This is a genomic window from Streptomyces sp. NPDC046557 (genome assembly GCF_040645975.1).
Lineage (GTDB): Bacteria > Actinomycetota > Actinomycetes > Streptomycetales > Streptomycetaceae > Streptomyces.
Genome location: NZ_JBEYZH010000001.1, coordinates 428,636 through 448,011 on the forward strand (window position 1 = coordinate 428,636; position 19,376 = coordinate 448,011).

Below are 19,376 nucleotides of genomic sequence, written 5' to 3' on the forward strand. Positions count from 1 at the left end.
TCAGCTCACCACTCCGGTCATGACGGCTACGGGAACGGACACGAAACCCGCGAAGAGGACGAGGGCCAGGGCGTTGGCCAGGAACCTGAGGGACCGCTCGCGTCGGGCGTTGCCGGCGCCGAGGGTCTGGGCGGCGCTCCAGAAGCCGTGCCGCACGTGCAGCCCGAGCGCCGCCATGGCCACGATGTAGATCGTGTTCCCGTACCAGGTGGAGAAGGTGGCGAGGACGTTCTCGTAGGGGTGGCCGGCCCACGCCCGCTTGTTGACGGTGAGGGTGGTGAGGTCGAGGAGGTGCCAGACGATGAACAGGGCGAGGATGACGCCGCCCCAGCGCATCGTGCGGGTGGCGTAGCTCGCGCGGCGCCTCTTGTGGGCGTACTTGACGGGGCGTGCCTTGATGTCGCGGCGGCTGAGCTGGTAGGCGCAGACCGCGTGTGCGACGACGGCGGCGACGAGCACGAGGCGGACGATCCACAGGGCCCACTCGTGGTGCAGGAACGGGGATCCGAGGGTGCGCAGCCAGTGCGCGTAGCCGTTGAACTCCTCCGACCCGAAGAAGATCTTCAGGTTGCCCAGCATGTGGACGACCAGGTAGCCGAGCATGATCAGGCCGGAGACGGCCATCACGGACTTCTTGCCGACGGTGGAGTCCCAGAGCGTGCGCGTGGTGGACGGCCGTCGATCCGTCCGCGGTGCCAGAGCCATGGGACGACGGTAGGGACGAAGGTCCTGAAAGGTCCAAGACATGATGGAGCTGCACTCGATAGGCGTTGTCTATTAGTGGCGATACCCTGGGGTGATGCAGTTCCAGCAGCTCCTCTATTTCGTGGCGGTCGCCGAGACCCGGCACTTCACCCGGGCGGCGGAGCGGGTGCATGTGGCACAGCCGTCGCTCTCGCAGCAGATCAGGGCCCTGGAGCGGGAGCTGGGGGCGGAGCTGTTCAGCCGGGCGCGGGGGAACATCGCCCTGACGGACGCGGGAGAGGCGCTACTGCCGCTGGCCCGGCGGATTCTGGCGGACGCGGACACGGCGCGCCTGGAGGTGCAGGAGCTGGCGCAACTGCGACGCGGGCGGGTGCGGCTGGGGGCCACGCCGAGCGTCTGCACGGGCTTGCTGCCGGACGTACTGCGCGCCTTTCACACCGCGCACCCGGGGATCGAGTTGCTGATCGAGGAGAGCGGTTCGCTGGACCTCGTACGGGAACTCGCGCGCGGCGTCCTGGACCTGGCGTTGATCGCGCTGCCGCTCCCGCCGTCGGCGCCGGCGCTGACGACCGTGGAGCTGCTGACCGAGGACCTGGTGGTGGTCTCGTCGGCGGAGCTGCCGGCGCCGGGCGGAGGCGGCCCACTGACCATCGCGGCGCTGCGCGACGAGCCGATGGTGATGTTCCGGCACGGCTACGACCTGCGGGACCTGACGGTGGCGGCCTGCCGGGCGGCCGGCTTCGAGCCGGCGTTCACGGTGGAGGGCGGCGAGATGGACGCAGTCCTCGGCTTCGTGCGGGCGGGGCTCGGTATCGCGGTGGTCCCGGCGATGGTCGTCGACCACGGCGGACCGGGCTTGCGCGCCACCCCGCTCTCGGGCTCGCCGCTGCGCCGCACGATCGCCCTGGCCCACCGCACCGACGTCGCTCCCCCGCGCGCGGCCCGGGAACTCAAGCGCATGCTGCTGTCCTGACGGCGCACGCACCACCCGGCCGGTTCCCGGAAGGTGCGGGGCGTCAGGACCGGCGTATGGAGAGGGTGCGGTCGAGGCCGTCCGCCAGCATCGCGAAGGCCTGTTCGGCGTCGGCGACGGCGGTGGGGTACGCCGCGTCGGCGCTCTGCCCTGCGGCGAGGCGGTGGTGGTTCTCGCGGCCCAGTTCGTGGCGGACCGTCACCAGGTGCTGCGCCGCGAGCCGCGCGGCGAGCGGGGCGACCCGCTCCTCCTCCAGCGCCGCGGCGAGCAGTTCCACCTCGCGGGCGGTGTAGTGACCGAGCCGGGATTCCAGGCTGCCGGTGGCGTACAGCAGCCCCTGGAAGGCGAGCACGGTCGGGTGGTCGCAGAGGCCGGTGATGGGATCGCGCTTGGCGAGCGCCGCCAGGAAGTGTGCGCGCAGGGCCCCGACCGGGCTCTGGTCCGACTCGCGGTCGCGCACCAGGCGGGCGGCCTCGTCCTGGTGGTCGGCGAACCGGTCGAGGACCAGGTCCTCCTTGGTCGGGAAGTAGCGGAACAGGGTGGGTTTGGAGACCTCCGCCGCGGCGGCGACGTCGGCCACGGACACGGCGTCGAAGCCGCGCTCCAGGAACAGTTCGAGCGCCGTGGCCGCCAGGTGGTGGCGCGTGCGCAACTTCTTGCTCTCGCGCAGACCTGTCGTGCGCGGATCGGTCGTCTTTTCCATGTCCCGAGCGTACCACGAATTTTATGACTCGGTTATTTTTTTTACCGGGTTGCATTTTTTCCACGAAGCGGCTTTCCTAGGGGCAACGACGAGGAGAGGACCTCCCATGACCGACGTACTGATCGCGGGCTCCGGCCCCACCGGATTGACCCTGGCCTGCGCCCTCGCGCTGCGCGGCGCCGCCGTGAGGGTCCTCGAACAACGCTCCGCCGCGCACCGCGAGTCCCGCGGCAAGGGGCTACGGCCCGGCAGTCTGGAGATCTTCGAAACCCTCGGTGTGGCCGGGGCCGTGAGGGCCGTAGGCAGCCGGGGCGTGGTCCTGCGCAAGTACTTCGACGGGGAGCCGGTCGCGGACACCCTGGTCGACGACGGCGGTGTACTGATCGGGCAATGGCAGGTCGAACAGGCCCTGCGCGACCGGCTCGCCGGGCTGGGCGTCCGCGTCGAGTACGGGTCCCGGCTCGTCGCCGTCACCCACGACGCGACCGGCGTGCGAGCGGAGCTCGCTGACGGCAGCGTGGTGACCGCCGGCTACCTCGCCGGATGTGACGGCGGTCGTAGCACCACCCGCCGCCTCCTCGGCATCCCCTTCGAAGGCAGTACCCGGGAGGAGCCGGCGATGGTCCTCGGGGATGTGCGGGCGCCGGGGCTCAGCCGGGACTTCTGGCACCAGTGGTTCACCTCGGAGGGCGGCGGGATACTGCTCTGCCCCATCCCGGGGACGGACGGATTCCAGCTCCAGGCCGCACCCGAGGTGGACGCCGAGGGCGGGTGTGTGCCGCCCTCGCTGGAGAGCTTCCAGCGGATCTTCGACCGGTGCGCCCGCATGCCGGGAATCCGGCTCACCGATGCCACCTGGCTCTCCGACTGGCGGATCAACGTCCGCGCGGCCACCCGCATGCGTGAGGGGAGGGCCTTCCTCGCCGGGGACGCGGCGCACGTCCATCCGATAGCCGGCGGCCTGGGCATGAACACCGGCGTCCAGGACGCGGTCGCCCTCGCCCGGACCCTGGCCGCAGCGCTCGGTGACCCGGCCCGGCAGGAGGACGTGCTCGACGCCTACGAGGCGGAGCGCCTGCCGGTGGCCATGGAAGTCGTCGCCGACACGGCGCGGCGGTACGAGCGGGTCGTGCACGCCGTCCGGACGCCCGGCCGGGGGACGGAGGCGGGCCTGGCCTGATCCCGCCGGGGCCCGCCGTGTCGGCCCCGCGACTCCACGCCCCTCAGCGCCTCCGCACGCCCTCTACGACTCCGCGATGCCGGGCGTCGGCGCCCGGAACCGGCCGTCAGGACGGGGCGGGGACGGCGTCCGAGAGGGACAGCGCGTAGATCCGGTCGGGGGAGCCGGGGCGGGCGTAGTACCAGCCCTGGGCGGTGTCGCAGCCGAGCTCGCGGAGCTGCGCCGCCTGGACACCGGTCTCCACGCCCTCGACGGTGACGGCGAGTTCCAGGCTGTGGGCCAGCGCGACGATGCCTTGCACGATCTTGACGTCGACGGGGTTGGCCGGCTGCTGCTGCATCCCTTGCGTGAACGAGCGGTCCAGCTTGAGCACGCTGACGGGCAGCCGACGCAGGTTGGCCAGGTTGGAGTAGCCCGTGCCGAAGTCGTCCAAGGCGATGTCCACGCCGAGTGCGGCGAGCCGGCGCAGCGGTTCCAGGAGTTCGTCGTCGGCGCCGATCAGCGCCGACTCGGTGACCTCCAGGCAGAGCGCGCCCGGGGCGAGGCCGGACGCCTCCAGTACGCGGACGGTGTCGGCGACCAGGCCGGGGTGGTGCAACTGCGTCGGCGAGAGGTTGACGTTGATGCGCAGCGCGGAGCCGCCGTGCCGGCGCTGCCAGGTGCATGCCTGACGCACGGACTCCTCGAGGACCCAGCGGCCGAGCGGGACGATCAGACCCGTACGCTCGGCGAGCGGGATGAAGCGGTCCGGGCCCAGCACCCCGTACTGCGGGTGCGACCAGCGCACCAGCGCCTCCGCCCCGTGCACGCTGCCGTCGTGCATGTGCACCAGCGGCTGGTACTCGATGAAGAACTCGCCGCGCTCCAGGGCGGCGGGCAGGGCGTTGGTCAGTCCGTGCCGGGTGATGGCGCGGGCGTCGGCCTCCTCGTCGGCGAACTCGAACCGGTTTCCGCCCGCCGCCTTGGCCCGGTACATCGTGATGTCGGCGCTGCGCAGCACCTCCGCCGGGGTCCGTTCGCCCGCCGGTCCCTCGACGATGCCGATGCTGCCGCGCACCGACAGCTCGCGGCCCTCCAACCGGATCGGGGTGGACAGCGCGGACAGCACCCGGACCGCCATCTCGGTGGCCTTCTCCTCGGTGTCGGAGCCGGTGGTCAGCGCCACGAACTCGTCACCGCCGAGCCGGGCGACGACCTCGCCCGGTCCCGTCGCGCAGCTCTGGAGCCGGTCGGCGACCTCCACCAGCAGCCGGTCGCCCGCCGAGTGGCCCAGGCTGTCGTTGACCGCCTTGAACCCGTCGAGGTCCAGGTAGCAGAGGCCGAAGCGAGGTCCGCCGGCCCCGCTGAGGGCCTTCTCCAGCCGCTCGAAGAACAGGGTGCGGTTGGGCAGGCCCGTCAGGGCGTCGTGGGTGGCCTCGTAGCGCAGCCGCAGGTTCAGCAGCCGGCGTTCGGTGGTGTCCTCCATCAGGGCCAGCTGGTACTGCGGCCGCCCTTCGGCGTCCCGCAGCAGCGACACCGTCAGATTGGTCCACAGGACGGTGCCGTCGTTGCGGTAATAGGGCTTCTCCACCCGGTAGTGCTCACGCTCCCCGCGCACCAGCTCGCCGTACATCCGCCACACGTGGGGGGTGTCGTCGGGGTGGCCCCACTCGCTGACGTTGCGGCTGCGGACGTGCCCTTCGAGGCCGCCGAACATCTGGAGCAACGTGTCGTTGACCTCCAGGACGTTGCCCTCCAGGTCGGCGATACCTATGCCGATGGCCGCCCCCTCGAAGACCGCCCGGAAGCGTTCCTCGCTCGCGTGCAGCGCCTGTTGCGCGTCGGCGCGGGCGGTCAGCGCGGAGCGCGCGATGGCCTCCTGCTCCTTCAGCGTGCGCTCCCGCAGGGCACGGGCGAAACCGGCCGCGATGCCGTGCTGGAGCCGCGCGCAGCGGGACCGGTACTCCTCGGTGCTCTCCGCCCCCACGCCGTCGGGACCGCAGTACAGCACCAGGTAGGACTCGACGACGCCCAGGGTTCCCGCCAGGGCATCGGGGTCGGTGCAGTGCACGGCCACGAGTTCGGCGCCGACCCGCTGGGCGGCGGAGGCGTCGAAGGGCCGGGCGTGCAGGGCCTCGGTGAGCGTGCGCGTCAGCGGGACCAGGTGCCGTTCGAATTCGGGGCGGGTCAGCGACGTCGCCGTGACGGGGAAGATGGCCCGGCCCCAGATGGTCGCGAACCGCGCGATCCGGTCCTCCAGCCCGCTGCGCTGTTCCCGCACGTCCGCCCGGCCCGCATGCGGGCCGGGCGGAGCGTCGCGGGTCGAAGGCTGCTTCGCCGGCGTCACGGCCCCGGCCGCCGGTGGACGGGCCGGGCTCGGGCTGACGGGCGGCGGGGTCGGGGCCGGGAGTCTCACGCCTTGCGTCCCACGCCGGCGAAGCCCGAAAAGGCGAACGGGTCCTCCGGCGTGTCACCGTCCGCCGGGGATTCGGTGAGCTCCGGGCGCCAGTCCGGCATAGACACCAGGCCCGGTTCGAGCAGTTCCAACCCGTCGAAGAAACGCGTGACCTCCTCGCGCGTGCGCATCACCAGGGGGTTGCGGATGTCCCGGTAGACGCCGACGGCCCCGACCGCGACCTCTTCGGCGAGCGGGATGCCCTCGTAGGAGGCGTGGGTGAGGATCAGCATGCTGCCGGGGGCGAGCGCGTCGCGCAGCTGGGCGACGGCGGTGTACGGGTCGTCGGTGTCCTCCAGGAAGTGCAGGACGGCGACGAGCAGCAGGGCGACGGGACGGCCCAGATCCAGTAGCCGGGTGACCTCGGGCGCGGCCAGGATGTCCTGCGGCTTGCGCAGGTCGGCGGCGACGACGTCGGTCCGGTCGTCACCGGCGAGGACGGCCTGGCTGTGCGCGACGGCCACCGGGTCGTGGTCGACGTAGACGACACGCGCCTCGGGGGTGGCCTGGCGGGCGATCTCGTGGACGTTGCCGAAGGTGGGGATGCCGGAGCCGATGTCGAGGAACTGGGTGATGCCCTCGGCGACGGCGTGGCGCACGGCCCGGCGCATGAACGCCCGGTTGGCCTGCATGATCTTGGGAAGCCCCGGCAGGAATTCCATGGCCCGGCGGGCCGCCTGGCGGTCGACTTCGAAGTTGTGCGAACCGCCCAGGTAGTAATCGTAGATGCGGGACACGCTCGGCACCGATATGTCGATGCCTGGCGGGGCCCAGGCGGGGCGCTCCATCGGGGTCTCCAAGCCGTAGTCGTGCCGTGGTCCGGTGGGGTCGGTCAGGAACCGGACTCCTGTCCGAGCCGAATGTACTGATCATTGGCCAACGGAGCGAGCGAAAGCGGAAATTGGCGATCCGTTCTTGGTCACACACCTAACGCGAGCAAGGGCGTCGCCGCGCCCCGTGACAGAAACCGACAAATACCTTTTGGGAATTGACCGGCTGGTCATGGAAGACGGTCAAAAGGTGGCTCAAACCACTATGGTCCGAACTCCGCCCGTTCAGGCGAACCACGGCCGACCGCCGCGTGCAGGTGCTCATGCGCGCCCATGCTCCCCGGGTGAACAGAGCATGTGCCCGGCGCCTGCTGGCGGTACCGGTCCTGGTGTGGGCGGCGTTGTCCGTCACACCGGCCGTGGCCGATAGCCGCGCCTCCACGTCGATCGGCCCGGGCGACGGCGGGGCCCCCGCCGGGGTGCCCACCGCCGCCCACGCCATCCGGGCCGGGACCGGCCTGGGTGGCGGACATCACGAAGACGCCCCCGAAGACGGTCATGGGAGCGACCGCGGGAACGGCCGTGGTCAGGCGGACGGACACCGAGACGGACAGGGCTGGGGCCACCACGGCGGGCACCACTGCCCGCCACCGCCTCCGCCGCCCTGCCCCCCGAAACCGACCCCGACCCCCACGCCCACGCCCACACCACCTCCCCCCTCCCCCAAGCCCACGCCACCCCCACCACCGAAGCCCACGCCACCGCCGCCGCCCGCGCCCCCGAGGCCCGCCCCGCCACCGCCGGTGGTCGCGCACCCGCCCGCCCCGCGCCCGCCGAAACCGGCCCCGGCCCCCGAGCCGGAGCCCACGCCCACCCCGACGGTGACGCCCCCACCCGCCCCCAAGCCGGTGGCCCGCCCCACCTACCACGCACCGTCCCGCAAACCGGCCGAACACCACATCTCGCCGGTCACCTTCACGCTCATGACCGCGGCCCCCGCGGTGCTCGCGATCGTCGCGCTGCGGCCCCGCTAGGCCCGGCCCGTGGGCCCCGGCCCCTCACCCTTGTTTGGAGTCATCGTGTCGGAATGGCTCGTCCTGTCCCTGGCGATGGCCGCGGCCTGCGCCGTGGTACTGAGCATCGCCTTCTTCAACCAACGCCGGATCGGCGAGGACGACGATCCCAGCGAGACCCCGGACGTCATCGAGTACATGACGATGATGATCGGGGTGATCTACGCGATCGTCCTGGGACTGGCGATCGCCGGCGTCTGGGAGGGCCGCGGCGCCGCCCAGGAGTACGTGCGCCAGGAGTCGCAGGCCCTGCACGAGATCAGCGTCCGCTCCGAGGTCTATCCGCCTGAGATCCGCAAGACCATCCGCTCCGACGTCGACGCGTACGTGACGTACGTGGTGGACACGGAGTGGAAGGAGATGACCGACCACGGCAAGATCACCGACCGCAGCGGCCAACTGCTCGAACGCATCCGCCGGGACGTCACGGACTACGAGCCGAAGACCGACCACGAGGGGCAGGCGTACCAGCCGCTGGTCGACCAGGTCGCGGCGGTGGACGACGCCCGCAACGCCCGCGGGCAGAGCGCCCAGGCCACGATGCCGGGGGTGGTGTGGTTCGGTCTGGTCGTGGGGGCGCTCGTGACAGTCGGTCTGATCTTCACGCTCCAGATCCGGCGCTCGTTCCGCGAACTGCTGCTGGCCGGGCTGTTCAGCGCGCTGATCGCCTTCCTGCTGTTCCTGATCTGGGACTTCGACGCACCCTTCGGAAGGGGCATCGCGGCCACCGCCGAACCCTTCTTCGCCCAGTTCCCGCACCTCGGGCTCGGCGACTGAGCGCGGCAGCCGCGCCCACTGACGGCCGGTCGGCCCGACCGCCCCGACAAACCGGGGACGGGGCTCCCGTCCCCGGTTCGGCCCATCGATATGACCCGTTCGCCCGTTCCTGATCGCGGGCCCCCGGACCCCCGCCTACCGTGACGGACATCGAGGCGCACGTCCCTCCACGTGCGGAAACCATTCCGCGGCTGCTCCTCGGGGATCCGGAGAATCACTCATGGGTGCGATACGCAGCTCCGCCACAGCCCTGCTGAGCGCCGGCGCCACGGGCGTCGTCCTCGCGCTCGGCCCGGCGGGCACCAGCGCCGCCCTCGCGGCCGAGGCCCAGCCCGTCACCCCGTTCGCCTTCGCCATCACCCCGTCGACGGTCGCCCCCGGCGGCCAGGTGGTGCTCTCCGTCAGCGGTTGCGACGCCGCGTTCGCCACCTCCTCCTCCGGGGTGTTCGACACCGTGAGCATCGCGCGTGGCCAGACCGCACGGGTCACCGTCGACCGGGACGCCCGTCCCGGGGCGCTGTACTCCGTCACCTTCACCTGCAACGGCGAGACCCGTTCCGCCGACCTGACCATCGCCGGCGGTACCAGCCGGCCCACCACGAGCTCCACCGTCGGCCCGCCGCGGCGCCTCCCGTTGCCGCCGACCGCACCGGCCGCGCCGACCGCACCCGTCGCACCCGCCTCGCGCGGCGCCACCCTCGGCGTGCGCGGTGGTCTCGGCGGCAGCGTCGCCGGGATGGACCTGCTGGAACTGGGCGTCGGAGCCGGCTTCGTGTTGGCCGCCGTGGGCGGCACGGGATACATGCTGCGCCGTCGCTCCCGTGGCCACTGACGGCGCCGGGGCTCCCGCCGGGCCGTGGCGGGAACCGCACGCGCCCCGAGCCCTCGTCAGGACTCGGGGCGACCGCGGTGCCGGGCGCACCGGGGAGGTCGGCCGGTCAGGCCCGGCTGCCGATCGGGCGGCGACGGCGCATCACGTGGATGCCCGCGCCGAGCGCGGCCGCGGCGACGAGACCGGAACCGATGGCGGTCTCGGTGGTGGACGGGCCGAAGGAACCGCCGAGTCCGCCCTGGGCGCCGTTGCCGTCGAGGATCGTGAAGCGGTGCGTGGCGACGAGGCTGCTGTCGTTGCACCGGACGGACAGCGTCTGGTGGCCGGGAGAGGCGTGGTTGAAGATGCGGACGGTCGCGAATCCGATGGAACCGGCCGACAGTCTCGTCTCGGGAAAGTTGCCGTGCGACCAGACCGTGCCGCCGTGGGTGCATCCGGCGGCGCTGACCTGCATCGTCGAGCCCTGGTGCACGGAGTAGGGGTTGACCGTGACGTTGCTGGGCCCGGTGCCGCCGCCCAGCGGTGGGCCGCCCGCCGGGTTCGCCGAGGCGAACGGTGCGCCGAGGGCGACGGCGGCGCAGGCCGCCGCGGTCACGGTGAGTGCGCGCAAAACACGCATGGTGGAACCTCCAGCGGGAAGCGCCCCGGAGCGGTCGCCCGGGATGATCGACGAGAACGCCTCCCATCACGAACCCTCGGGGCGGCTCGCAACCAGCGCATGTTCGACTTTGGGCCGCCCGGTTGAGCGACACGCCGGGCAGGTCGAAGTGTTTCTGACGGATCCGCAGGTCACGACCCGTCAGGCATTTATGTGACGATTACCTGGATGGGCGCACCCCTTCCGGCCGCACCACCCGTTCGCCCGCCCCGGATCGCCGTCCCGACCGTGCGCGCTTAGCGTGCGTGACGTAGGGCTTACAGGGGAGGGACTGGAACGCGGGTCGGGACCCCCGCGTCGGGAAGGGAGAGCCATGACCGAGGACGAGGGTGAGCAGCGGCCGAGGAGGCGCTCCCCGTGGGGACCACTCGCACTGGTCCTGCTCACCGGCCTCGCCATGATGCGCAACGGCGTGAACCTGAACGAGGGTCCGCCGCAGCCCGCCGCCGCGGCGGCCGTCGCGGTACGGCCCGACCAGGCGGCGGTGGCGCCGCCGGCTCCGCCGCCGGACCTGGAGGTGCTGGAGCACTCGTCGGTGCAGCGCATCAGGATTCCCGCGATCAAGGTGGACGCGCCGGTGATGACGGTCGGGTTGGACGCGCAGGGCTTCATCGACGCGCCACCTCCGCAGGACCCGAACCTGGCCGGCTGGTACCTCAACGGGATCTCCCCGGGCCAGCAGGGTTCGGCGGTGATCGTGGGCCACGTGGACAACGCGCAGGGCCCGGCGGTCTTCTACGGCCTGGGCTCGCTCAACAAGGGCCAGCACATCGAGGTGGAGCGGTACGACGGGCGCACGGCGGTGTTCGAGGTGTACGGCGTGGAGGTGTTCTCGAAGGAGACCTTTCCCGGAGCCCGGGTGTACGGGGACACCGGTCACCCGGAACTCCGCGTGATCACCTGTGGCGGCGGTTACTCGAAGGGCCGCGGCTACGACGGCAACGTGGTCGTCTTCGCCCGGATGGTGGAGGCCCGCTGACACCGCCGGGGCGCCCCCGCCGCGGTGGGGGTGGTCGGCGGTCCCTCAGTGGGCCCGCGCCGTAGGGAGGGTGGGGAGCGTCATCCGATAGCCCTTGGCGAGCAGTCGGGGCAGGTACGTACCGAGCGCCTCGACGCTCTGGGAGCGGTTGCCGCCGGCGTCGTGGGACAGCACGATCACCCCGGGGGCGGCGCCTCCCAGGATGCGGGAGACGATGGTGGAGGTGCCCGGTTCCGTCCAGTCGAGGCTGTCCACGGTCCAGGCAAGGGGCTCCATGCCCAGTTCGGCGCCGATCTCGAAGGCGGCCCGGTTCCAGGCCCCGTAGGGCGCCCGGAACCACTGGGGCGCGGTGCCGACGGCGGCTTCCACGACGTCGCTGGTGCGCCCGATCTCGCCGGCCAGGTCGGGGCGGGTGAGGGTGGGGATGAGCGGGTGGGTCCAGGTGTGGTTGCCGATGACGTGGCCCTCGGCGGCCATCCGGCGCAGCAGGTCGCGGTTGTCGGTGGCCATCTCCCCGCATACGAAGAACACGGCGCGGACCCCGTACCGGGCGAGGGTGTCGAGGATACCGGGGGTATAGCGGGGGTCGGGGCCGTCGTCGAAGGTGAGGACCATCTGGCCGGACCGGCTCGCCTCGGCGGGCAGTTCCAGGATGGGGCGGGTGCGGACGGCGGGCTTCACCGCGGGGGGCCGGGCCGGGGCCTCCGCCGTCATCGGGTTCAACCGGTAGCTGTTCGGCGGAGGCCCCCCCGCTCGCAGGGCGGGGGCTCCCGGCGCCCCCCGACCGGTGGCGCCCGCGCCGCCGGGGCCGGGCGCGGGGCCGGTTCCGGCGGCGTCGCCGGGGGCCGGGGTGTCGCTCTCGCCGCCGGTGATCAGCGACGCGGCCGCCGCGACCCCGAGGAAGACGGCGGAGCGCAGGAGCACGCGCCGCCCTACTGTCGGCTCGTCATTTTTCATTCTCAACTGGTATCAATCACATCGGTGAAGTCGCCGGGAGACGCGAAGGCGCCCGCCGGCCGTCACCCGCCCGGCGCAGGCCGGACCGGCCGGAGGGCCCGTCGGCCGGGGCGTGGTGGGAACCGTCAGCCGCGTCGTACGAGCGGGAACGGAAGCGTCTCGCGGATCGTCAGACCGGTGAGGAACATGACGAGGCGGTCCACGCCGATGCCCAGGCCCCCGGTCGGCGGCATCGCGTACTCCAACGCGTCCAGGAAGTCGTTGTCGAGTTCCATCGCCTCGGGATCGCCGCCCGCCGCCAGCAGTGACTGCGCGGTCAGCCGGCGGCGCTGCTCCACGGGGTCGGTGAGCTCCGAGTAGGCGGTGCCGAGCTCGGTGCCGAAGGCGACCAGGTCCCAGCGTTCGGCCAGCCTGGGGTCCTTGCGGTGCTGCCGGGTCAGCGGGGAGACGTCGGTGGGGAAGTCCTTGTAGAAGGTGGGCAGCTTCGTCCGCTCCTCCACCAGCCGCTCGTACATCTCCAGCACGACGTCGCCCCGGGTGTCGTCGGGCGAGTGGGGGACCCCGGCCCGGTCGCACAGGCGGCGCAGCGCCCGCTCGTCGGTGTCGGCGTCGACCTCCTCGCCCAGCGCGTCACCGATGGCCCCGTACACCGTCTTGACCGGCCAGTACCCGGAGATGTCGTGGACGACGAGGGCGCCGTCGGCATCGGCCTTGTGGGCGACGGGCGAGCCGAAGGCCGCGGTGGCGGCGCCCTGGATCAGCTCGCGCGTCAGGTCGAGCATGACGTCGTAGTCCGCGAACGCCTGGTACGCCTCCAGCATGGTGAACTCGGGGTTGTGCTTGTAGGAGACGCCTTCGTTGCGGAAGGTGCGGCCCATCTCGAAGACCTTCTCCATGCCGCCGACGCACAGCCGTTTCAGGTACAACTCGGGGGCGATGCGCAGGTACAGGTCGAGGTCGTAGGCGTTGATGTGGGTGCGGAAGGGGCGGGCGTTGGCGCCGCCGTGGATCTGCTGGAGCATCGGGGTCTCGACCTCCAGGTAGCCGCGGTCCAGCAGCCCTTGGCGCAGCGCCTGCACGGCGACGGAGCGGGCCCGTACGACGTCGCGTGCGTCGGGGCTGGCGACCAGGTCGAGGTAGCGGCGCCGGACCCGGGCCTCGGGATCGGCGAGGCCCTTGCGCTTGTCGGGCAGGGGGCGCAGGCACTTGCCGGTGAGTTGCCAGGAGTGGACGACGACGGACAGCCGGCCGGTCTTGCTGGCACCGACCTCGCCGGTGGCCACGACGTGGTCGCCGAAGTCGACCTGTGAGGTGAAGGCGTCCAGGACGGCCGGGCCCGCCTCGTCGCGGGTGAACATCAGCTGGGTGTCGCCGGTCCAGTCCCGCAGTACGGCGAAGACGACTCCGCCGAGGTCGCGTACGACCATCACCCGGCCCGCGAGGGTGACCTGTTCGCCGGTGCGGGTGCCGGGCGGGTAGCCCGGGTGGGTCGCTTCGAGGCGGGCGACGGTGTGGGTGGGCTGCGGGATGCCGACCGGGTAGGGGTCGGTGCCGGAGGCCCGGATCCGGTCCAGTTTGGCGTGCCGTACCCGGACCTGCTCGGGCAGCCGTTCGGCCGCCGGGCGTTCGCCGGCCTCCCTTAGGAGGTGCAGGCCGAGGGAGTCGATGGAGGGCAGGCCCTCGGTGGTGGCGGGCGCGGTGAGGCCCTTGGGGTGGGCGTTGCCCCACAGTTTGCGCATGCTCGGTACGGAGACGAAGCCCTCGGCGATGCCGGAGGCGAGGCTGACCCGGGCGAGGGAGCCGGCGTCCTGGTAGCAGAGGAAGCGCGGGTACCACTCGGGACCGTACTTGACGTTCGAGCGGTACAGCGCCTCCAGCTGCCACCAGCGGGAGAAGAACAGCAGCAGTCTGCGCCAGAGCCTGAGGACCGGGCCGGCGCCGATCCGGCCGCCCTCCTCGAAGGCCGAGCGGAAGACGGCGAAGTTGAGGGAGATCCGGCGCACGCCCAGCCCGGGCGCGGCGGCGCAGAGCTGGGCGACCATGAACTCCATGACGCCGTTGGGGGCGGCGCGGTCGCGGCGCATCAGGTCGAGGGAGATGCCGTCCTTCCCCCAGGGGACGAAGGACAGCAGGGCGATCAGCCGGCGCTCGGCGTCGAACGCCTCGACGAGGAGGCAGTCGCCGTCGGCTGGGTCGCCGAGCCGGTCCAGGGCCATGGAGAAGCCGCGTTCGGTCTCGGTGTCGCGCCAGCTGTCGGCCCGTTCGACGATGGTGTGCATCTCCTCCTCGGAGAGGGCGGAGTGGCGGCGGATGACCGTGGTGGCGCCCGTGCGCCGGACCCGGTTGACCGCTTGCCTGGTGACGCGCATGTCGCGGCCGTCGAGGTCGAACTGGGCGACGTGCAGGATCGCCTCGTCGCCGAGTTGCAGCGCGCCGAGCCCGGAGCGGGCGTACGCGGTCGCGCCGTCCTCGGAGGCGCCCATGACGGCCGGCTGCCAGCCGTAGCGACGGGCCACGGCCAGCCAGGCGTTGATGGCGGGGGTCCAGGCGGCGGGGTCGCCGACCGGGTCGCCGCTGGCCAGACATACGCCGGCCTCGACCCGGTAGGTGACGGCGGCCTTGCCGTTGGGGGCGAAGACGACGGCCTTGTCCCGCCGGGTCGCGAAATAGCCGAGGGAGTCACCGCGCCCGTACGCACCGAGGAGCGCGCGGATGCGGGCTTCCTCGTCCCCCTGCAGGGCGGCGGTCAGCCGCTGGGACCGGAACAGGACTGCGGCGGCGTTCAGCAGGGCGAGCGCGCCGAAGAGGCCGAGCACGAAGGACAGCGGGCGGGGCGGGCGGCCGTCGAACTGGCGGGCGGAGAAGAGGCCGCCGAAGACCTCCTTGGCGGCCCAGTCGAGCCACTGGCCCTTGGGCAGGGTCCCCGGGACCAGGGCGACCAGGCCCCATCCGGCGAGGACGGCGAGGAGCAGTCCCAGACCGAGGACGAGCAGGGCCCGCCAGAAGGCCCCGGGCCGGGAGGCGGCGTAGAACTCCCGGCGAGCGGCGATCAGGACGGCGAGGGCGCCGGTCGCGAGGGCCAGGGAGACGCCGCCGATCCAGTACTCGTCGTCCGCGATGAACAGGACGTCGACGAGGATCAGCAGGGCCAGATAGGCGACGACGATCCACCAGGCGACCTTCTTGCGGGCGCCGAGGGCGGCGGCGAGGAGGAAGAGGAAGACGGCGTAGGCGAGGTTCGCGCTGACGGGAACCACGAAGTCGTCCAGGGAGCGCAGGACGGGGCGCATGAGGTGGCGCAGCGCCGGAAAGAGCGACAGGAGGGCACACAGCAGTCCGAGCGTTCCGAAGAACGCCCCGAACGCGTCGGGGACCCGGTTCAGGAAGCGGCTGCGGGTCCCCCGGGTCTGCTCCGCGGTGGCACTCATGGTTCGCACTGTAGGGAGGGCCGGGCCGGTCCGCGCGCCGACGGGATGATCTCGGGGCGTGACGGACCACGTGGGTAGGGGATTCGAACGCGGCACGGACGGTCCGAAGGTGCTCCTGGCCGGGATCGACGGTTCGGACTCTCGCTGCGGGCCGCGGCGTACGCGGCGGGGCCGGCGCGGCGGCAGAACGCGCTGCCGGCGCTGGTGTACGTGCAGCCGGTGATGGCGGCCGGGGCCTCGTTGGGGCGCCGGTGTCGGACACGACCGGTGAGATCGCGGAGGGCCTCGTCGCGGAGATCCGTGCGGCCGCCGAGCGTCTGAGGGGCATCTTCGAGGTGCGCTGGCAGTTCCACACGTTCCGTGGCGATCCTCCCCCAGCTACCGCTGGGAGGTGCCCCCAGCCGGTCTGGTGGGCGCGGCGGAGGAACTGAAGGGGGACGCGGTGGTGGTCGGGACGTCGGAGCGGGCCGGGCACCACATCGTCGGCTCGGTGGCGGTCAGGCTGGTCAAGGCGGGCCGCTGGCCCGTCACGGTGGTGCCGTAACGGGCCGGGCCGTGGTCGGGGCGCACGGGCCGGGGGCCGTGGTCGGCCGGACGCGGGGACGGCCCTGATACGGGGGCGGTTCGCTACTTGCCCATCGTGAGGCCGTCCTTGTCGGCGCCGCGGCTGAGGACGGCCTCGCTGATGGCGGCCCGGGCGGTTTCCCAGTCCTCGTGGTCGGGGTGCTTGGCGAGGGCGTCGGGGAGGTTGACGACCCTCCAGGGCGACTCGTCGGTCATCTGCGGGACGAACTCGGCCTTGGTGACCTGCCAGCGCTGTCCCGCGGCGGCCGGCGGGGCGAAGGTGAATCGGCCGATCGACCCGTAGTTGCCGCGTGCGTCCCGCGCGCCGGTGTCGTTGAACATCTCGCCCGCGACCTGGTCTCCCATGCCGTAGATGATCCAGGTCCCGTTGACCTTCTCGTAGGGCTGGGGGATGTGGGCGTGGGTGCCGAGGATCAGGTCGATGTCGGGGCGTCCGGCGGTCTGCGAGGCGGTCAGCGCCTTGCCGAGCGCCAGCTGGGTCTCGTCCGGCTCGGTCTGCCACTCGGTGCCCCAGTGCACGCTGACCAGGACCACGTCCGCGCCCGCCTTCCGGGCGGCCCGCGCGTCCGCGATGATCTTCTCCTGCTTCATCAGGTTGACGGCCCACGGCTGACCCTCGGGCATCGGGTAGCCGTTCGTGTCGTACGTGTACGCGAGGTGCGCGACCTTGGCGGAACCGGCGCGGTAGACGGTGACGGTGGCGGCCTCGGCCGCCGTACGGGCCGAGCCGGCGTGTTTGAGGCCCGCCTTGTCGAACGTGTCGAGGGTGCGCCGCACACCGTCGGCGCCGTCGTCCAGGGTGTGGTTGGAGGCGGTGGAGCAACCGTCGTAGCCGGTGGCCTTCAGCGCGTCGGCGATCTCCGGCGGGGATTTGAAAGCCGGGTAGCCGGTGAAGGGGCCGCCGTCCTCGCCGTAGACGGTCTCCATGTGGCACAGGGCGAGGTCCGCGGCGGAGACCACCGGTTTGACGCCGGCGAACATCGGCTGGAAGTCGTAGCCGTCTCCCCCGGTGTCCGTGGCGCCCTGCCGGATGATCGAGGTGTGCGGGAGTACGTCGCCGCTCGCCACCAGGGTGAAGCCCTTGGCGCCGCCCGGAGCGGCGGCTGAGCCGCCGGTGGAAGACCCCGGGCCGTGGCTGCCGGCCATGCGCGCCGGGGCGGACCTCCCGCCGGCGGAGCAGGCGGCGGCCGTGGCGGACAGCAGGAGGGCCGACGCGAGGGCGAGGGCCTGGCGGGTGCGCTGGGTCATCTGTACCGGCTCTCGCTCGGAGGGACACCTGCGGACGCCGGAACGGCCGGGACACACGGGACGTCGTGGAACGCCCGGACTCCCGGTTCCGGATGATGCGTACGACTATCCGATGAGCTGAATTCACAGAAGACGACGCCGCAAGTCAAGGAACGACGCGGCCCGACCCGCACGGTTCACCCCCGTGGCCGTTCGCCGCGCCGTTCGACCGTTCACCGTGCGGCGCGCCCGCCCACCGGAAGACCGGGGTGCTTGGGCGCAACGGCGGCTCCGGACGGTTCCCGGGCTGCCCCGTGCAGGTCAGGGTGGATCCGTCGGACCCCATACGGGCGCCGGGACGGTCCCCGGCAGACCCGGTGAACCGCGGAAGGAGCACTCGTGCCGCCCTCCCCCACCCTCCTGCGCACGGACCCCGAGGCGCTGGCCGAACTCCAGCGCGAGCACGGGCGGGCGCTGTTCGGTTTCCTGGTCGGCCTGACGGCGGGGGACGCCCAGCGGGCCGAGGACCTCGTCCAGGAGACCCTCGTACGGGTCTGGCAGCACCCGGAGGTGTTGGCCAGCGGGCACGAATCCATGCGGCCGTGGTTGTTCACCGTCGCCCGTCGGCTCGTGATCGACGCCCGCCGGGCCCGCCTCTCGCGGCCGCAGGAGGTGGACCCGGACGGCCTGGACCAGGCACCCGCGCCGCAGGACGCGGTGGCGGGCTCGGTGACCGCGATCGATGTCAGGCGGGCCGTGGGCAGCCTGGGGCAGGAGCACCGTGAGGTGCTGATGCAGGTCTACTTCCGGGACCGCTCGGTGGCCGAGGCCGCCGCGGAACTCGGCATTCCGGCCGGAACCGTCAAGTCCCGTACCTACTACGCGCTGCGCGCCCTGCGCAAGGGGCTCCAGGGATACGGGCTCGGCGCCTGAGGTACCGTCAAGACGGAGCGGAGGCGAGCCTGGTCGGTACGCCCGCACCCGAGGCGGCACCCGGTCCGGAGAATGCCTCGAAGGGACACGGACCGGACACAAGCCGCGCCAAAACCGGTACCAGTCCGTTCAAGTTGAGTAAACATCCCCCGCTCCGCGAGGCCCTCGGTGAAGGCTCGGGGCTGACGACGGGAACCTCACGCGCGGGAGAAGGTGGAACGGTGCGGCCCGAAGGTACGAACGGCACCAGTGACGGTGGCGGCAGTGGGCTGGCGGTGCCCATGGCGTGGCTCTACGCGGAGTACATCGCCGACGAACTGCTGCGCACGGGCCGGCTGATCCCCGTCAGTACGCTGGAGTTCCGGGCCGGCCGGGACACGCTCGCGCTGACCATCTACCTCTCGGACGCGGCCGGTGAGCTCTCCGGGATCAGGGTTGTCTCCCAGCTCGACGAGTGGCTGTCGCTGACGGCCTACGGACACCCGTGGCGCGACTGGGTGGAGACCCGGTTCCTCCAGCTCGGCGAAGAGGCGCGGGAGGACGGGCGGGACGGGGACCCGGACCTGGAACTGGCCCGGGCGGCCTGGCGCTGGCTGGACCGAACGGAGCTGTTCGCGACCAACCTCGACCCGGGACGGCGCGGCCACGCGGACACGCCGGCCGGCCTGGACGAGAACGCCCGCGTCTGGACGCCGGCCTGGCAGCTGGGGCTGCCGCTGGGCCACTTGGCGATGCACCTGTTCTGAGCGGCTGCTCAGGCGTCCGCGGTGCGGGATCCGGGCGCCTCGGCGGGGTCCGTGACCAGCCCGGTGAAATCGGCCTCGTTGCGCTCGGCCCGGGCCACGTACCAGCGGGCGATCAGCCACATCACCGGGTACACGAGCAGCCCCAACACCACCCACACCAGCGGGCCGGACGCCACCCGGGGCAGCAGGAACGCCACCGGCAGCGCGCCGACGAGCAGCGCGAGCACGGCCAGCGCCCGGAGTCCCGCCCGGAGTTGACTGCGCATCAGGGCCCTGACGTAGGTGGCACCGACGCTGGTCTGCTCGGAGATCTCCGACCGCGCCGGGGTGTGCGCGGGCGCCCTGCGCCGCGACCCCCGGGGCACGCCGGTGACGACCTCCCGCCGCGCCGCCTGCTGCTCCTCGGCCATGGCCCG

17 protein-coding genes and 1 pseudogene are annotated in these 19,376 nt (G+C 72.4%); 9 read left to right on the forward strand and 9 right to left on the reverse strand.

What is annotated here, in order from left to right:
- Positions 1-705, reverse strand: coding sequence for a succinate dehydrogenase cytochrome b subunit (locus ABZ934_RS02130; RefSeq protein ID WP_361307545.1), 705 nt, complete (start codon positions 703-705; stop codon positions 1-3).
- Between the two features lie 94 nt (positions 706-799).
- Between ABZ934_RS02130 and ABZ934_RS02135 the strand changes: the two genes are divergently transcribed.
- A complete protein-coding gene (locus ABZ934_RS02135) occupies positions 800-1,678 on the forward strand; it encodes a LysR substrate-binding domain-containing protein (protein ID WP_361307547.1) in 879 nt (292 codons plus the stop codon).
- A gap of 43 nt (positions 1,679-1,721) precedes the next feature.
- On the opposite strand, the gene ABZ934_RS02140 is transcribed toward ABZ934_RS02135, so the two are convergent.
- A complete protein-coding gene (locus ABZ934_RS02140) occupies positions 1,722-2,381 on the reverse strand; it encodes a TetR family transcriptional regulator (RefSeq protein WP_361307549.1) in 660 nt (219 codons plus the stop codon).
- Positions 2,382-2,487: 106 nt separating this feature from the next.
- Between ABZ934_RS02140 and ABZ934_RS02145 the strand changes: the two genes are divergently transcribed.
- A complete protein-coding gene (locus tag ABZ934_RS02145) occupies positions 2,488-3,561 on the forward strand; it encodes an FAD-dependent monooxygenase (RefSeq protein ID WP_361307551.1) in 1,074 nt (357 codons plus the stop codon).
- A 106-nt stretch (positions 3,562-3,667) separates the two neighbouring features.
- On the opposite strand, the gene ABZ934_RS02150 is transcribed toward ABZ934_RS02145, so the two are convergent.
- Positions 3,668-5,821: an EAL domain-containing protein gene (locus ABZ934_RS02150; protein ID WP_361308675.1), complete on the reverse strand. Its 2,154-nt coding sequence runs from the start codon at positions 5,819-5,821 to the stop codon at positions 3,668-3,670.
- A gap of 131 nt (positions 5,822-5,952) precedes the next feature.
- On the reverse strand, positions 5,953-6,783 hold the full coding sequence (locus tag ABZ934_RS02155) for an SAM-dependent methyltransferase (RefSeq protein WP_361307553.1): 831 nt from the start codon (positions 6,781-6,783) through the stop codon (positions 5,953-5,955).
- A gap of 863 nt (positions 6,784-7,646) precedes the next feature.
- On the opposite strand from ABZ934_RS02155, the gene ABZ934_RS02160 reads away from it, so the two are divergent.
- The 3 genes from ABZ934_RS02160 (at position 7,647) to ABZ934_RS02170 (ending at position 9,447) form a co-directional block, all read left to right on the forward strand.
- Positions 7,647-7,799 (forward strand): hypothetical protein, encoded by a 153-nt coding sequence (locus tag ABZ934_RS02160; RefSeq protein WP_361307555.1) that lies wholly within the window; start codon positions 7,647-7,649, stop codon positions 7,797-7,799.
- A 45-nt stretch (positions 7,800-7,844) separates the two neighbouring features.
- Complete coding sequence (locus ABZ934_RS02165; protein WP_361307557.1) at positions 7,845-8,615, forward strand: hypothetical protein; 771 nt, start codon at positions 7,845-7,847, stop codon at positions 8,613-8,615.
- A 220-nt stretch (positions 8,616-8,835) separates the two neighbouring features.
- A complete protein-coding gene (locus tag ABZ934_RS02170) occupies positions 8,836-9,447 on the forward strand; it encodes a hypothetical protein (protein WP_361307559.1) in 612 nt (203 codons plus the stop codon).
- A gap of 106 nt (positions 9,448-9,553) precedes the next feature.
- Here ABZ934_RS02170 and ABZ934_RS02175 read toward each other — a convergent pair whose 3' ends face one another.
- Positions 9,554-10,066, reverse strand: coding sequence for a hypothetical protein (locus tag ABZ934_RS02175; protein ID WP_361307561.1), 513 nt, complete (start codon positions 10,064-10,066; stop codon positions 9,554-9,556).
- Positions 10,067-10,418: 352 nt separating this feature from the next.
- Here ABZ934_RS02175 and ABZ934_RS02180 point away from each other — a divergent pair, with 352 nt between their 5' ends.
- Positions 10,419-11,084: a class F sortase gene (locus ABZ934_RS02180; RefSeq protein ID WP_361307563.1), complete on the forward strand. Its 666-nt coding sequence runs from the start codon at positions 10,419-10,421 to the stop codon at positions 11,082-11,084.
- A gap of 45 nt (positions 11,085-11,129) precedes the next feature.
- On the opposite strand, the gene ABZ934_RS02185 is transcribed toward ABZ934_RS02180, so the two are convergent.
- Together ABZ934_RS02185 and lysX are read right to left on the reverse strand one after the other, a co-directional pair.
- Positions 11,130-12,041, reverse strand: a complete 912-nt coding sequence (locus tag ABZ934_RS02185; protein ID WP_361307565.1) for a polysaccharide deacetylase family protein — start codon at positions 12,039-12,041, stop codon at positions 11,130-11,132.
- A 125-nt stretch (positions 12,042-12,166) separates the two neighbouring features.
- Positions 12,167-15,469 carry a bifunctional lysylphosphatidylglycerol synthetase/lysine--tRNA ligase LysX gene (gene lysX, locus ABZ934_RS02190; protein ID WP_361307567.1) on the reverse strand — a complete coding sequence of 1,101 codons (3,303 nt, stop codon included), beginning with the start codon at positions 15,467-15,469 and terminating at the stop codon, positions 12,167-12,169.
- A 58-nt stretch (positions 15,470-15,527) separates the two neighbouring features.
- Between lysX and ABZ934_RS02195 the strand changes: the two are divergent.
- Positions 15,528-16,013: pseudogene (locus ABZ934_RS02195) on the forward strand (universal stress protein).
- 83 nt (positions 16,014-16,096) lie between these two features.
- On the opposite strand, the gene ABZ934_RS02200 reads toward ABZ934_RS02195, so the two are convergent.
- Positions 16,097-17,302 carry a CapA family protein gene (locus ABZ934_RS02200; protein WP_361307569.1) on the reverse strand — a complete coding sequence of 402 codons (1,206 nt, stop codon included), beginning with the start codon at positions 17,300-17,302 and terminating at the stop codon, positions 16,097-16,099.
- A gap of 378 nt (positions 17,303-17,680) precedes the next feature.
- Here ABZ934_RS02200 and ABZ934_RS02205 point away from each other — a divergent pair, with 378 nt between their 5' ends.
- Together ABZ934_RS02205 and ABZ934_RS02210 are read left to right on the forward strand one after the other, a co-directional pair.
- On the forward strand, positions 17,681-18,214 hold the full coding sequence (locus tag ABZ934_RS02205; RefSeq protein ID WP_361307571.1) for a sigma-70 family RNA polymerase sigma factor: 534 nt from the start codon (positions 17,681-17,683) through the stop codon (positions 18,212-18,214).
- A gap of 281 nt (positions 18,215-18,495) precedes the next feature.
- The gene (locus ABZ934_RS02210; protein WP_361308677.1) at positions 18,496-18,960 is read left to right on the forward strand and encodes a hypothetical protein; all 465 of its coding nucleotides are present in this window, start codon (positions 18,496-18,498) and stop codon (positions 18,958-18,960) included.
- A gap of 8 nt (positions 18,961-18,968) precedes the next feature.
- Here ABZ934_RS02210 and ABZ934_RS02215 read toward each other — a convergent pair whose 3' ends face one another.
- Positions 18,969-19,370: a hypothetical protein gene (locus ABZ934_RS02215; RefSeq protein ID WP_361307573.1), complete on the reverse strand. Its 402-nt coding sequence runs from the start codon at positions 19,368-19,370 to the stop codon at positions 18,969-18,971.
- Positions 19,371-19,376: the final 6 nt, after the last annotated feature.

Excerpts from the sequence above, each read along its gene's own strand:
- lysX (WP_361307567.1), bottom strand. The coding sequence starts at position 15,469 with ATGAGTGCCACCGCGGAGCAGACCCGGGGGACCCGCAGCCGCTTCCTG.
- ABZ934_RS02140 (WP_361307549.1), bottom strand. The coding sequence starts at position 2,381 with ATGGAAAAGACGACCGATCCGCGCACGACAGGTCTGCGCGAGAGCAAG.
- ABZ934_RS02175 (WP_361307561.1), bottom strand. The coding sequence starts at position 10,066 with ATGCGTGTTTTGCGCGCACTCACCGTGACCGCGGCGGCCTGCGCCGCC.
- ABZ934_RS02145 (WP_361307551.1), top strand. The coding sequence starts at position 2,488 with ATGACCGACGTACTGATCGCGGGCTCCGGCCCCACCGGATTGACCCTG.
- ABZ934_RS02130 (WP_361307545.1), bottom strand. The coding sequence starts at position 705 with ATGGCTCTGGCACCGCGGACGGATCGACGGCCGTCCACCACGCGCACG.
- ABZ934_RS02210 (WP_361308677.1), top strand. The coding sequence starts at position 18,496 with ATGGCGTGGCTCTACGCGGAGTACATCGCCGACGAACTGCTGCGCACG.
- ABZ934_RS02135 (WP_361307547.1), top strand. The coding sequence starts at position 800 with ATGCAGTTCCAGCAGCTCCTCTATTTCGTGGCGGTCGCCGAGACCCGG.
- ABZ934_RS02170 (WP_361307559.1), top strand. The coding sequence starts at position 8,836 with ATGGGTGCGATACGCAGCTCCGCCACAGCCCTGCTGAGCGCCGGCGCC.
- ABZ934_RS02200 (WP_361307569.1), bottom strand. The coding sequence starts at position 17,302 with ATGACCCAGCGCACCCGCCAGGCCCTCGCCCTCGCGTCGGCCCTCCTG.
- ABZ934_RS02215 (WP_361307573.1), bottom strand. The coding sequence starts at position 19,370 with ATGGCCGAGGAGCAGCAGGCGGCGCGGCGGGAGGTCGTCACCGGCGTG.
- ABZ934_RS02180 (WP_361307563.1), top strand. The coding sequence starts at position 10,419 with ATGACCGAGGACGAGGGTGAGCAGCGGCCGAGGAGGCGCTCCCCGTGG.
- ABZ934_RS02185 (WP_361307565.1), bottom strand. The coding sequence starts at position 12,041 with ATGAAAAATGACGAGCCGACAGTAGGGCGGCGCGTGCTCCTGCGCTCC.
- ABZ934_RS02155 (WP_361307553.1), bottom strand. The coding sequence starts at position 6,783 with ATGGAGCGCCCCGCCTGGGCCCCGCCAGGCATCGACATATCGGTGCCG.